The organism is Chryseobacterium carnipullorum, from assembly GCF_003815695.1.
Classification (GTDB): domain Bacteria; phylum Bacteroidota; class Bacteroidia; order Flavobacteriales; family Weeksellaceae; genus Chryseobacterium; species Chryseobacterium carnipullorum.
The window spans coordinates 3,830,458-3,843,922 of sequence record NZ_CP033920.1; the positions used below are offsets into that span (position 1 = coordinate 3,830,458).

Consider the following 13,465-nt stretch of genomic DNA (forward strand, 5'->3'; position numbering starts at 1 on the left):
TGTTAGAATGCAGATAAATGTTTAATGTCAATAAAATTCATGATCATCATAGACACGAGGTCGTACGCAAAATGACAGATGATCAGAATCTTAATATTAGAATATTTTTTATAAAATGAAGCAAAAACAGCTCCGATAAAGAAAGGGATCAGGACCTGTCCAATGGTTCCGTAAGTGCTGTGCAAAATTCCGAATAAAGCGGCAGAAACCATGATGCCAACAGACGGGTTATTGTATATTTTTTCAATTCTCGGCTGGATATATCCCCGCATCAGCAGTTCTTCTACAGCTCCTGCCGTAAAGCAGGTAAAGAGAATCAGCCCATAATTATTTCTAAAAACAGAAGAAATCTGAGCGAGTTTTTTGCTCATCCCTTCCTGGGTTAAAAGCTGGACAATAAGGTTGAGGAAAGCTCCGCCAAAAGCGCAAATAAAGTACAGAGCAATAACGGCCTTGATATAGAACAAGGCAGGGTACTTCTTTTCCTTCCAGATCAAAAAATTATTTTTCTCAATAAAAAGGCTGTAAAGAAAGATCAATCCAAGAACAGTCCATAGCGCAATTCTTGTATAGAAGAAATTTACCGGTGTCAATGCCTTTATTCCCGTTAAAAGATAAATAAACGGAAACACATAGAGCATCACTGCGGCCAAAAGGACAAAGGTGCAAAGAATTCCCAATGCATATTTTCCGTTCAAACTCATAATCTAAATAATCAGGTGAAGTTCCTCAACAATTGATAGGTCATTAAATAATTCCTTTTCCCTGACGGATAATTTCCGGTTCTCCGGACGTAAGATCCACAATAGTAGATGCTATATTATCTCCGTATCCTGAATCGATGACAATATCTACCAGATGACCATACTTTTCGGCAATCAGTTCCGGATCTGTAGAATATTCAATGATCTCGTCATCATCTTTAATAGAGGTTGAAGCGATCGGGTGACCCAGTTTTTCCACGATAAGCTGTGGAATAGGATGATCAGGAACACGGATACCGATTGTTTTATGATTTTTATAGGCTAAAGGAAGGCTCTTATTGGCATCAAGAATAAAGGTGAACGGCCCCGGAAGATGGCTTTTCAGAAATCTGAAAACAGAAGTATCGATAGGCCTTGTAAAATCTGAAAGATGACTCAGGTCATTACAAATAATTGAGAATTTAGACTTTTCCAGCTTTACTTTTTTTATCTGGGCCAGCTTTTCCATGGCTTTTATATCAAAAATATTACATCCCAGGGCATAGATGGTGTCAGAAGGATAGATAATCAGTCCGCCGTTTTTTAGGGTTTTAATAACCTCATTCACAAGATTTTCCTGAGGGTTGTCAGGGTAAATTTTCAGTATTTTTGCCATAAAACAAAGATACAAATAATAAAATAGTTTTCATAAAAGTCCTTTATTTAAAAGAAAAATTAGGATTTTTAAAAAATAGACGTATCTTTGCAATCCAATAACGCGGGATGGAGCAGTAGGTAGCTCGTCGGGCTCATAACCCGAAGGTCATCGGTTCGAGTCCGGTTCCCGCTACTAAGTTTAGTACTTTCGGTAAGTACTCTAAAAATATACCGCGGGATGGAGCAGTAGGTAGCTCGTCGGGCTCATAACCCGAAGGTCATCGGTTCGAGTCCGGTTCCCGCTACTAAGTTAAGTGTTTTCGGTAAACACTCTAAAGATACACCGCGGGATGGAGCAGTAGGTAGCTCGTCGGGCTCATAACCCGAAGGTCATCGGTTCGAGTCCGGTTCCCGCTACTAAGTTAAGTGCTTTCGGTAAGCACTCTAAAGATACACCGCGGGATGGAGCAGTAGGTAGCTCGTCGGGCTCATAACCCGAAGGTCATCGGTTCGAGTCCGGTTCCCGCTACTAAGTTAAGTGTTTTCGGTAAACACTCTAAAGATACACCGCGGGATGGAGCAGTAGGTAGCTCGTCGGGCTCATAACCCGAAGGTCATCGGTTCGAGTCCGGTTCCCGCTACTAGAACGAAAGAAGCAATAATTTTATTGCTTCTTTTTTTGTTATTTATATTGTCGGGCTTAAATCAATTAAATGCTGAGGAATTTCGACGCAGAGTTAGATGAAGACTACTCGAAATATTTTGAAGATAAGGATAAATCCGCATAGGCATTAAAAAAATAACTTCGAAATAGTCATGATCAGTCATCTCAATATGCTTTTCCATAGGATAAGATATGTATTTGTAATCATTTATAAAATCTGAAACACACGGTATTTTCTGATTGAAAGTCTTTTTAGATGGAACTCAATGTCTTTTGTAGAAAATCGACAGTGGTTTCCAGTTCCTTTTCATCCATTGAAGCAAAGCCAAACCTGAAAGCGTTCAGCTCCTCATCAGCACGTAAAATCTTCAGTTGAGGAAGATTAATCAGATGGCTCACCGGATATTCGGGCCGCAACGTAATCCATAGGGCCATTCCTCCCGGAGGAAGAACATAAGAAATATAGGGATTTAATCTATCTTTTAGCAAAACGTCCAGGAAGTTTCTTCGCTGATGATAGATCTTTTTTGCTTTTTTTAGATGTCGTTTCAGTTCACCTTCTTTAATCAGAAAGGCTAAGGCATTCTGCATATAGCCGTCACCGCCCACATCAATAATTTTTCTTAATGCAGTACATTGCTCAATAAAATTTCCGGGGGCCACCATAAAACCAATCCTTAGGGAAGGATCTAAAATCTTGGAGAAAGATCCGGTATAAATTATGTTTCCATTATGGCTGCCGCTTGCCAGAGGTAGATACGGAGAAGAAGTATAATGGTAATCATAGTCATAATCATCTTCAATAATAGCGAAAGAAAACGTGTTGGAAAGTTCCAGAAGCTCCATTCTTCTGCCGGCGCTGAGTGTGACGGTTGTGGGATAATGATGATGAGGAATCACGTAAACAGCATCAATTTTTTTTGTTCTGCAGATCCTTTCAACAGCTTTGATATCCATACCGTTTTCATCTACAGGAACTTCCAGAACGGTTGCTCCCGTCTGTTCAAATGCTGCATTGGCTGCCGGATAATTGGGTATTCCTACAATAACAGTTGATTGAGGGCTAAGAAGAAGCTGTGCGGTAAGATAAATGCTCATCTGGGCACCATGAGTGATCAGAACGTTCTCTGCTCCGATATTGAGGCCTCTTGTTTCGGAAAGGTATTGCGCAAGTTCTTCTCTTAGTCTTAAAGTACCCTGTTCTGTTCCCATATTGGCATTTTTAATTGTATGCCTTTTGGAAGTATAAGACCGATAGGTTTTCAGGAGTTCATCGATCGGAGAAATCCTGACGTCAGGATGACCATCGTCAATGACAAGCTCAGGGATTACAGATATTCCAGATTTTTCTTTCTTTTCATCGATAGTTCTGAACGGAAGTTTGAAACTGTTTTCATAAGATGGAAGAACACTTGCAGTATTCCATTTTTGAGGTTTCAGAAAAGGAATATGGTCAGATACGGCAGTGTATTTTCTGGGAACGATAGTGATCCAGTCCTGTGCATACAATTCATCATAGGCCGCAACTACAGTTTTACGATGTATTCCCAATGTTCTGGATAGCTCCCGTGTTCCCGGAAGATGGGCGCCGGGTTGTAAGACTCCGGTTCTTATAGCGTTAATGATGGAGACGGCAATCTGTCTGTATAGCGGTGTACCGTGCTCTTTATCGATAATAATGACATGTTCAAATGGAAACATACTGGACTACCTGATGTTTAATATGTGGAGTACAAATATAGTCCTATTTAAAAATACTTTTGTCCTGTCAATAAAAAAAATTACAGAAATGAATTACACTATTAAAAAGGCAGGTCTTGAAGATCTTAATGAAACGGCAGAACTTTTCAACTTATACCGTATTTTTTACCGCCAGGAATCTGATCTGGAAAAAGGAAAAGCATTCCTTAAAGAAAGATTCCTGAATCATGAATCAGAGATATTTCTTGCCATTACAGACGGAAAAGCAGTGGGTTTTGTTCAGTTGTATAAATTATTCCATTATACAAAACTACAGAAACAGTGGCTTTTGAGCGATTTATTTGTTCATCCGGAGTATAGAGGAAAGGGATTGTCTGTTGGATTGATAGACCGCAGCAAAAAGTGGTGTGAAGAAACAGGCGCTTGCGGCCTGATGCTTGAAACGGAGAAAACCAATGATATTGGAAATACGCTTTATCCGAGATGTGGGTTTGAGCGTGATGATTTACACAATTATTATCACTGGTGGAAATAAACGTGGAGAATGTACAGTGTGGAAATGAAGGAGTTTTTTATAGAATAGAATGAATTTCACACTTCTTTTTCAGAGGAATTTATGATCTGCTGATTCTATTGTCTCAAAAGTAGTATTACTTCTACAAGGGGCACGATTTAATTCTACACAATTTTTTTCAGCAGTACAGGCCTGAAGCTTACTTTTGTACTGCTCTTATGATCAGGAGACTGGTTGTAGAGTATATTTATGTTTAATGATCTCCGCCTCATTTTCTACTTTTTCCGGAATGTTTTTATGAGTAATTTATAAGGGCTTTCCAGGCGGAGATCGTTTTTCAAATAGCCTTCAGAAAGATTTTTCATCAGGATATAGTGATGAAATACAGGTATATATCCGAACCATAAAGAGAGCTGCATCCGTAGTTCTCTTTTTTGCTTAAAATAAATAACAGAAGATCCGGCCAGGCAAGAGGTTAGTCATTCAGAGAAATAGTAAAGATGGCAAATTGTTGACAAAATAAAAATCCCACTTTAAAAAAGCAGGATTGAGTATAGATCGTAAGGTTAATATTATTGAGCTAACTGAGCAAAAGGAGTCAATTTGTTGTCATCAGACATTGTTTGTCCTAAAAAGTCTTTTTTCTGATCCCCTTTCATTCTTCCTGCCGCGTCATTGGCATTGAAATAAGCTTCACTTAGTTTTGTAGTAATATCAATCGGTTTAAAATCGAATTTTGTATCACCTTCTACGCCAAGATATCCGTTCTTTCTCGTAAGGTTTGAGATATAGTTACCATAGTTGATGAATGTATTTCTCAGGTATTGCGTATGGTATTCCATACATTTTTTAGCTTTTTTGGAAGAATTGTTCAGAATACAGTTCTTCATATTATTTCTGTACAGGAACCATTCAGATTCAAGAATACCATATTCTTTTCCTAAACCAGCCTTTCCGTTGGCAACGATAGTGTTGTCACCCTCTTTATCAGCGATAGCCTGAAGATGCTTGACCACAAGAGGAACCGTATTTTCAATCTTGGTTTTGGTTTCCTTTAAGATACTGAGATCAGCAGCCGGAGAATTTTTCTTTTGAGCCGTAGTCACGTTAAAAATAAGCAGTAATAGTACAATCAGTAAATTATATCTTTTCATGAGAAATTTTTAAAGCACTAAAATAAATATATTTTCTCACTTTAAACAACTTCATTTTAATTTTATTTAATAAATTTTAACAAATCAATAATGTAATTTGTTCATTATTGTATAAATGATGATGAGAAGGTCTTTATTAATACAATTTTTAAATTAAATTACTTGTTTGCACAAACAGGTCAATGTATTTTTTAAAGTTCCTAATTATACTTTTATTGAACGATTCTTTTACAGAAATTTGTGTGGATGTGAACATTTAAAATCTTCTTTATATTTACATTGTATTACCTACAAATCCTTTTCAGTGAAAAATAAAAGTTTGGAAGATCATCTTCGGGTCCTGTTCAATTTCAATGAGATTCCTCAGGATGAAGAGTGGAGTAGTCTGATTAAAAATGCCCGTTTGCAGTCCTTCAAAAAGAATGAGGTCATTTTAAAAAGCAACCTCAGGCACAGTGATGTACTTTTTGTAGCAGAAGGAATATTGGCCTCAGAATTTACAGCAGGAGAAAAAACAGTGATTGGCAGGTTTTTCCGGCCCGGAAATTTATGTACCAATTTTGACAGTTTACTTCACCAGACCGTATCCCGGTACCAGATTGTAAGTATCACATCCTGTACCGTAATTTCAATGACGGCTTCCGATTTCAGGGAATATTATAATAACGGAATCAGCCTCGGAAAAATACTCAGAAACATCGTTCTTGAAATCATTGCCGAAGATATATTGATTACTGATGTGAAGCTCTTGTATGGTAAGAATGAAATGATTGAATTCATCCGGACTCATTATCCTGATATTGCCCAAAAAGTACCTTTTAAATACATTGCTCAGTTTTTAGGTATCACTCCCGAATCCTACAGCAGAATCCTGAAGCAAAGTCATCACAATTCTTAGAAAAGCTTAACAAAGGTTAAGTTTTTTAATCGCGATCTCCAGTTACCTTTGATCAGTAATAATTAATCAAAGGTAATATGAGACTGAATAAAGAAGAACAGCGCAACTTGTTTTGGGATATTGACCATTTGTTATCTCCTAAACCGTTAAGACTTGAAGCCGGCATAAAAAGACTGGAAAACGGAATGCTTCAGGTGTCCATGAGAACAGATTTGCATGGATGTAAAAGTAAAATGCTGGACTGGTGGTTTACTTATTTCGAAACCACAGCACATCTGAAATGGTGGCATCCGCATGATCACATTCTTCATAGTGGCTGGGACCACAAATGGGTGAAAAATGAGCGTTATATCGGGGCCACTATCCATGCTACCGAAGCATTGGGCGATATTCCGCCTGTACCTGCTACCATCAAATTTCATGATCCTGCGGAAATATTTAATCCGGCTTTGCTGCAACAGGCTTATGTTGAAGAAAATGTGGGGGCAGTTATTTATGCCAGAATTGGTTTTGGAAAAGATACAGTATTGGATAGCAATGGAGATCCTGAAGATGGTTTTATGTTTCATGTAGCCAGGGATACTCCTTTCGGCTGTACGCTGAGAAGTCATTTTTACCTGGGCGCGTTGGCCGCAGATACCGACACGCCGCTGTCGGAGGATATTGGTTTTGGGTTAATGCAACATTGTTATACCGAGTTTACTTATTTATCCCATTTCCTGTCATCTTTGTATTATGCAGAGAACAAAAATGGAGATAAGGCTCCTTTGCCATGGTAATGATCATTTAGATTTAACCAATAAGAAAGTTGAAGGCCGGAAGAGGGAATTGATGAGTTCAGAAAAAATAGGAACCCATACTGTATGGTAACGTTCACTGTGAGCATTACATAATCACTTCGTATTTCCCTCTTCCAACTTTCATTATGAAATTAAAGCCATTAATGCCTGATAATAGTTTTCCAATAAATTTTCATCACCATTAAGGAATAAATAAGGTTCTATCAGTTCAAGTTCCATCAATTTAAATGAATTATTTACGAGTACACCATCCACCCGGGCATACAATGTAGGTTGTGGCAGACTCTTTAAGTAGGATCTTGCCTGTTCTATGTGGACAGGATCAGGTACTGGATAACTAATCGTTCCGCCGTGATAATGTTGTACTCTGAAATCATCTTTCTTAGGTTTCTTTAATGAACAATGACTGTATTGACCATTGAAAAATAAAAACGACCATTCCCCGTTTTTTATTTCTTCTACAAAAGGCTGTATTATATAATCTTCTGATTTCAAGAGCTGGTCAATTTCTTCTGTCCGTTCTTTCAGGTTGTTTTTATTAACCGTTAAGGTATTTTGAGCACCCGCACTCACACAAGGTTTCACCACCAGTTGATCAGTGTCAAACATCCCAAAATATCGGTCGTCAAAAGAAGAACCTTGATCAAGGTATTCCGACTCAATGACAGGAAGTCCGTTTTTTGCAATATCTCTCAGATATTTTTTATCACTGTTCCATTGGATGATTTCTGCAGGGTTTAACACTTTGATATTTAACTTTTCTAAACGATAGAGCCAATTCAAAAACTCATTTAAATGATTGTGATAGTCCCAGGGAGATTTAATGATTGCCACATGAAAACGGCTCCAGTCCACCTTCTCATCATTCCAGATTGCCGGAACAACATCCAGTCCTTTTTCTGTTAAAAAATGTAAAAGGTCCGCGTCTTCGTCGTTGGTAACCCCTTGGGCAAACTTGTCCTGTTTTTTGTAACCTACTAATGCAATTTTCATTCTTATGTTTTTTAAGTGTATGTATTGAGTCAGTTGACCTGTTTCCACTCCGAAAAGTCAACATTTGTTCTGACATTGAACTTCAATGTATACAAATTTCAGCAAACTTCATCAATGCTTGCAGATACAGTTTGGATTATTTCAACAGATACAGTTATTGAGTCTGAAAATGAAAAATATGGATGCTTTACCTTTTTTTAGTGCAAATTAATCGCATTGTATGAATAATTTCTATCAATTAAACAGGCATTTGACGGAGATGTTAGAAATTTAACATATTTTAATTAAATTTATTGATCTGATTATCAGTTAATTAGAGGCATTTTTTATTTATCACTATAAAATTAGTTGTTTAAGTCAGTTTTATGTCTACATTTGTATAACTAATTTTTTAGTGATATAGGATTTAATTATAAATGGAAAGGATATGAAAATTCAGAATTTGACAAAAGCAGAAGAGCAGGTGATGCAGTATTTATGGAAAATTGAAAAAGGATTTCTGAAAGACGTTCTGGATCTTTTTCCCGAACCCAAACCGCATACCAATACCGTTTCTACAATTCTAAAAGTATTAAAGGATAAAGAATTTGTAGACTACCATGTATATGGAAGACAGCATGAGTATTTCCCATTGGTTACCAAAGAACAATATTCCGGGAAAACAATGAAAAGTCTGGTGAAAAATTATTTTAAAGGCTCCTACAAAAGTGCAGTTTCCTTCCTGGTGGAAAAGAATGAAATGACCGTAGAAGATCTTGAAATGCTTCTGAACGAACTCAAAAAGAAAAATTAACAAACCATGGAAACACTACTTCTGTACTTTGGAAAAGTAATATTAAGCTCCGGTGTAATGTTTTTATACTATCAGTTGTCTTTAAAAGACAAGACATTCCATCACTATAACAGATTTTATCTTTTGGGTGCGATGGTGATATCGCTGCTGCTGCCCCTGATCAGGGTAGATGATTTTACGATAGAAGTGAGTAGTGACCTCTACAGGCTTCTAGATAAGATACAGAATTTTAATACAGAAAAAAACATAGACAATGGCCACATTTATTTTAGAATTATTTTTTCAGCTCTGGGACTGGTTTCTCTCTATTTTCTAGGGAAGCTGATGGTAGGGATCTTTAAGATCCAAAAGCTTAAAAAACAGTTTCAGAAAGAAAGTTTTGAAGGGATCAATTTTTACCGTACAAACCTGACCGAAGCGCCGTTTTCATACTTTAAAAATCTTTTCTGGAAAAATACCATCACCTTGAATTCTGAGGTAGGAGAACAGATTTTAAAACATGAAATGGTTCACATTCAGCAGAAGCATTCTTTCGATAAGATATTGATTGAGATCATTACCTCTGTTTTCTGGTTCAATCCATTTTTTCATATCATAAAAAAAGAGATCAGTCTGATCCACGAATACCTGGCGGATAAAAAAGCCGTTAACCAATCGGACACCAAAGCATTTGCGCAGATGCTTTTAGCAAGCCACTTTTCCGGAACACAGTTGCCTGCCACCAGTCCGTTTTTAAGTTCAAATCTAAAAAAACGACTCAAAATGTTACAAAAACCACAAACCAAATTCGGATATGCGCGAAGAATTTTTGCATTACCAGTTTTATTTTCAGTAGCCTTTGCCTATATGGTCAATGCGAAGAACAAAGAAATTAAAGAAACGAATATAGCGATTGAGAAAGCCGTTTCCCAAATCAAAAAAGACACGATACGAAGCGAGAAAATAGAGCAAAAGGAAGTTGCAGAACCCCAATTTTTAAAAGGATCTTCCAGTGAAAAGAAAATCACAGAACTTGGAAAGAAAATTGAAGAAAAAAGTAAAGTTTTGAAAACCCTGAAACCTGAAAGTAAAGAATTTCAGAGGAATCTTGAAGAGATCAGCGAACTTTCGGGAGAATTGTCAAAAGCAGCCAATTCGGATGCTTTTAAAATGGCTTTCAGTTATACCACAGTAGATACGAAAAAGATGAATGACTTTTTCAAATCTGATGAATGGAAAAACAAAACTAAGACTTTAGAAAACCTGGGGATAGAAATTCCGGATTTATCCAATCTGAGTATTCATTTCCCGGACGCTCCAGCTACACCGCCTAACGCTCATGGAGTAAGAGTCCTGCAATTTAATGGTTCAGGGTACCAAAACTGGAGTCCCAAGACAGAAAAAGAAGCCCGAAAAGCTAGAAAAAAAGCTGAAAAAGCCAGAATGGAGGCCATGAAATTAGGCGAAAAAGCCAGAGCCATGGGGGAGGAAGCCAGAATTGCCGGTGAAAAAGCCCGTCTTGAGGGAATGAAAGCTGGTGAAATCGGAAGACTGCAGGGTGAAGTAGCCAGAATAGTAGGAGAGAAAGCCAGAATTGTAGGGGAAAAAGCCCGTATTGAAGGAGAAAAAGCAAGAATAGAAGGCGAAAAAATAAGATTGGAAGTAGCTAGAAAACTTTCTCTGAATGGTGGATCCAACATCTACTTGTATAAAAACACCAATTCAGACAGATCCGGAGGTAAGCCACAAATGATGGAGCTGGAAGCTGATTATATCAAAAGAGATGCTAACGGAACTCTTTCATTAAACGGGGTGAAAAAGCTTAAAATGAATGGGTGGGATGATACTCAGGTTTTTATAGACGGAAAGGAAGTAAGCAAAGGTGAATTTGAGGCCTTGAAACCTGAAAATATTTCAAGCATTACCATTAATAAAGATAATGGATTGAATACCAGGCGAAGTGAAATGAGAATTCAGACAAAGAAATAAGTACCATTAAGCTTTGTCAGTTATCCATTGGCAAAGCTTTTTTTATCATTAATATCAGATTATGAAAATTAAAATTTTGTTCTTTTTACTTCTGGGAATAGCAGCCGGAGCCCAGAACAACAGATTTTTTTATGAATACAAATTCATTCCGGATTCCAATAATAAAGAAGAGGTGAAAAAGGAAATGATGCTTTTGGATATTAACAAAAAAGGGTCTGCTTATTACAGCCACGACAAATTTGTTGCCGATTCCACCTCAAAAGCCGAGCTGGAAAAACAAATCAATTCCGGTACCGGAAACATCAGTGTCAACAGGAGGGACAGACCAGGACAGGTATCTTATAAAGTTACTAAAGATTATCCTGATTTTAAAACTTATTTTTTTACAACCGTCAGCACAGATAAGTACAAGATAAAAGAAGATAAAAAACCGGAATGGAAAATTCTGCCGGATCAACAGAAGATCGGGGAATACAATACCCAAAAGGCAGTAACAAGCTATGGAGGAAGAGAATGGACTGCATGGTTCTCAGCAGATCTTCCTTTTCAGGACGGGCCCTATAAATTCTATGGTCTTCCCGGGCTGATAGTAAAGATAGAAGATTCAACAGGATCACATATCATGACTTTAGTTGGAAATAAAACGATCCCTAGTCCATCAGAAGAAAAAGAAACCCGGCTTCCGGACAATGTGAGCATATTGGGAATGGGTGGAAAAGAGCTGGAGATCAGCAAAGACCAGTACAAAAAAGTATGGAAAGCCTACGTGAATGATCCCACCAAAAATATGAGAGAAATGATGATGAGAAGCGGAGGAGATTCAAATACCAAAGTCTCATTTAAAATGAAAACTTCAGATGGGAAAGAACTTTCAGATCCTAATCAGGTATTTAAAGAAATGGAGAAGAAAACGAAGGAAGCTCTCCTGAAAAACAACAACCCGATCGAACCGGATATGACGAAGTAGTTTACATAAATTTTTAATAGAGAACAGGATGGTTATTAATGACTATCCTGTTTTTCTTTTTATTGTCTTAATTTTAGAGCTTTAATTTTAATTAGGATGACAGAAAAAGAAAAATGTGCAGCAGGACTTTTATACGATGCCAACTATGACAAAGAGCTGATCAATGAACGTATAGCCTGTAAAGACCTCTGCCTGGAGTACAATCAGCTTAAAAATTCTGATCTTGAAAACAGAAATGCGCTGATTAAAAAGATCATCGGAAAAACAAAAGAAAACATCTGTATTGAACCTTCCTTCTGGTGTGATTACGGATATAATATTGAAACCGGTGAGAATTTTTATGCTAATCATAATCTTACCATTTTAGACTGTGCAAAAGTGAAGTTCGGGGATAATGTTTTTATCGGACCCAATTGCAGTTTTTATACCGCAGGACACCCGCTGGATGCGAAGCAGAGAAACGAAGGTTTGGAATACGCCCATCCCATCACCGTTGGAGATAATGTATGGCTGGGAGGAAATGTCGTGGTTTTGCCCGGAGTTTCCATTGGAAGCAATGCTGTGATAGGAGCTGGAAGTGTGGTTACCAAAGATATTCCTGAGAACAGCGTTGCGGTGGGAAATCCCTGCAAGGTTATTAAAAATATTGATTAGAGACTAATAGACTATTCTCTGACGGATATAGGGTACAGGACGACCGCATCCAAAACTGAAAAATCCCTTCAGAAAAAGAAAAAAGTGGGGAATTTGTTTTCTAAAAGCGACCTGTAACTTTGCCGGCAGAAAATGGACCGCCTGATTGACAACAGAACTTCCGATTTAGCATGCATCTTTTAAAGTAAAAAAAAATCCCGAAACGAAAATTTCGGGATTGTATATCTTAAATAACTGTTGATGATTAAGCTAATTTCTGAGAATCTGAAATAAACTGAGCCAATCCGCTGTCTGTTAATGGGTGCTTCAATAAACTCAAGATCGGAGGAAGTGGAGACGTAATGACATCTGCTCCGATTTTAGCACAGTCGATGATGTGCATAGAATGACGGATAGAAGCCGCTAAGATCTCAGTATCATACATATAATTGTCGAAAACTAATCTGATCTCCTCGATCAGGTGAAGTCCGTCTGTAGAAATATCATCTAATCTTCCCAGGAAAGGAGATACATACGTAGCACCAGCTTTAGCGGCTAAAAGAGCCTGTCCCACAGAGAAAATCAAGGTGCAGTTCGTTCTGATTCCTTTATCAGAGAAATATTTTAATGCTTTGATCCCGTCTTTAATCATAGGAATTTTAACCACGATATTAGGATGGATCGCCGCTAATTCTTCACCTTCTTTGATCATTTCTTCGTAAGTCGTAGAAAGCACTTCAGCAGAAATATCTCCGTCTACAAGCTCACAAATCGTTTTATAATGGTTCTTGATCGCCTCACTCCCCTGAATTCCTTCTTTTGCCATTAATGAAGGGTTGGTTGTTACACCATCTAAAATTCCAAGGTCTTTTGCTTCTTTAATTTGCTCTAAATTAGCTGTGTCAATAAAAAATTTCATTTGTTTGATAGATTTATTACTGCAAAGATAACGATTCCCTTTGTGAGTGGAAAATTTTAATTTTGGGATAGAGGATAGAGGATAGAGGATAGAGGGTAGATAATAGATGAGAGATGAGAGA

Annotated in this window: 13 protein-coding genes and 5 tRNA genes; 12 read left to right on the top strand and 6 right to left on the bottom strand. The window is 37.5% G+C overall.

Features of this window, described 5'->3' with window-relative positions; genetic code table 11:
• Positions 1 to 2 precede the first annotated feature (2 nt).
• Positions 3 to 704: a CPBP family intramembrane glutamic endopeptidase gene (locus EG346_RS17440; RefSeq protein ID WP_073332393.1), complete on the bottom strand. Its 702-nt coding sequence runs from the start codon at positions 702 to 704 to the stop codon at positions 3 to 5.
• A 43-nt stretch (positions 705 to 747) separates the two neighbouring features.
• Positions 748 to 1,359, bottom strand: coding sequence for an L-threonylcarbamoyladenylate synthase (locus EG346_RS17445; protein WP_123880413.1), 612 nt, complete (start codon positions 1,357 to 1,359; stop codon positions 748 to 750).
• A 101-nt stretch (positions 1,360 to 1,460) separates the two neighbouring features.
• Between EG346_RS17445 and EG346_RS17450 the strand changes: the two genes are divergently transcribed.
• The 5 genes from EG346_RS17450 to EG346_RS17470 all read left to right on the top strand — a co-directional run bounded on the left by EG346_RS17450 (position 1,461) and on the right by EG346_RS17470 (position 1,981).
• Positions 1,461 to 1,533, top strand: a tRNA-Met gene (locus EG346_RS17450).
• A gap of 39 nt (positions 1,534 to 1,572) precedes the next feature.
• Positions 1,573 to 1,645 (top strand) — tRNA-Met (locus EG346_RS17455).
• Positions 1,646 to 1,684: 39 nt separating this feature from the next.
• Positions 1,685 to 1,757: transfer RNA gene (locus EG346_RS17460), tRNA-Met, on the top strand.
• 39 nt (positions 1,758 to 1,796) lie between these two features.
• Positions 1,797 to 1,869: transfer RNA gene (locus tag EG346_RS17465), tRNA-Met, on the top strand.
• Positions 1,870 to 1,908: 39 nt separating this feature from the next.
• Positions 1,909 to 1,981 (top strand) — tRNA-Met (locus EG346_RS17470).
• A 275-nt stretch (positions 1,982 to 2,256) separates the two neighbouring features.
• Here the strand turns inward: EG346_RS17470 and pdxR are convergent.
• Positions 2,257 to 3,705 carry a MocR-like pyridoxine biosynthesis transcription factor PdxR gene (gene pdxR, locus EG346_RS17475; protein ID WP_123880415.1) on the bottom strand — a complete coding sequence of 483 codons (1,449 nt, stop codon included), beginning with the start codon at positions 3,703 to 3,705 and terminating at the stop codon, positions 2,257 to 2,259.
• A gap of 88 nt (positions 3,706 to 3,793) precedes the next feature.
• Between pdxR and EG346_RS17480 the strand changes: the two genes are divergently transcribed.
• On the top strand, positions 3,794 to 4,240 hold the full coding sequence (locus EG346_RS17480; protein WP_073332732.1) for a GNAT family N-acetyltransferase: 447 nt from the start codon (positions 3,794 to 3,796) through the stop codon (positions 4,238 to 4,240).
• A gap of 551 nt (positions 4,241 to 4,791) precedes the next feature.
• On the opposite strand, the gene EG346_RS17485 is transcribed toward EG346_RS17480, so the two are convergent.
• Entirely contained in the window at positions 4,792 to 5,373 is a 582-nt protein-coding gene (locus EG346_RS17485) for a hypothetical protein (RefSeq protein ID WP_073332375.1), read from the bottom strand.
• Between the two features lie 304 nt (positions 5,374 to 5,677).
• Between EG346_RS17485 and EG346_RS17490 the strand changes: the two genes are divergently transcribed.
• On the top strand, positions 5,678 to 6,271 hold the full coding sequence (locus EG346_RS17490) for a Crp/Fnr family transcriptional regulator (protein ID WP_164466221.1): 594 nt from the start codon (positions 5,678 to 5,680) through the stop codon (positions 6,269 to 6,271).
• A gap of 77 nt (positions 6,272 to 6,348) precedes the next feature.
• Positions 6,349 to 7,050 (top strand): DAPG hydrolase family protein, encoded by a 702-nt coding sequence (locus EG346_RS17495; protein ID WP_123880419.1) that lies wholly within the window; start codon positions 6,349 to 6,351, stop codon positions 7,048 to 7,050.
• Positions 7,051 to 7,194: 144 nt separating this feature from the next.
• On the opposite strand, the gene EG346_RS17500 is transcribed toward EG346_RS17495, so the two are convergent.
• A complete protein-coding gene (locus tag EG346_RS17500; protein ID WP_123880421.1) occupies positions 7,195 to 8,064 on the bottom strand; it encodes an ATP-grasp domain-containing protein in 870 nt (289 codons plus the stop codon).
• 427 nt (positions 8,065 to 8,491) lie between these two features.
• Here EG346_RS17500 and EG346_RS17505 point away from each other — a divergent pair, with 427 nt between their 5' ends.
• The 4 genes from EG346_RS17505 (at position 8,492) to EG346_RS17520 (ending at position 12,446) form a co-directional block, all read left to right on the top strand.
• Positions 8,492 to 8,857, top strand: a complete 366-nt coding sequence (locus EG346_RS17505; RefSeq protein ID WP_123880423.1) for a BlaI/MecI/CopY family transcriptional regulator — start codon at positions 8,492 to 8,494, stop codon at positions 8,855 to 8,857.
• Between the two features lie 6 nt (positions 8,858 to 8,863).
• Positions 8,864 to 10,825 carry a M56 family metallopeptidase gene (locus EG346_RS17510; RefSeq protein WP_123880425.1) on the top strand — a complete coding sequence of 654 codons (1,962 nt, stop codon included), beginning with the start codon at positions 8,864 to 8,866 and terminating at the stop codon, positions 10,823 to 10,825.
• 61 nt (positions 10,826 to 10,886) lie between these two features.
• Positions 10,887 to 11,792, top strand: coding sequence for a GLPGLI family protein (locus EG346_RS17515; RefSeq protein WP_123880427.1), 906 nt, complete (start codon positions 10,887 to 10,889; stop codon positions 11,790 to 11,792).
• Between the two features lie 96 nt (positions 11,793 to 11,888).
• Entirely contained in the window at positions 11,889 to 12,446 is a 558-nt protein-coding gene (locus tag EG346_RS17520; protein ID WP_123880429.1) for a sugar O-acetyltransferase, read from the top strand.
• Between the two features lie 244 nt (positions 12,447 to 12,690).
• On the opposite strand, the gene fsa is transcribed toward EG346_RS17520, so the two are convergent.
• Positions 12,691 to 13,344 carry a fructose-6-phosphate aldolase gene (fsa, locus tag EG346_RS17525; protein WP_073332353.1) on the bottom strand — a complete coding sequence of 218 codons (654 nt, stop codon included), beginning with the start codon at positions 13,342 to 13,344 and terminating at the stop codon, positions 12,691 to 12,693.
• Between the last annotated feature and the right edge of the window lie 121 nt (positions 13,345 to 13,465).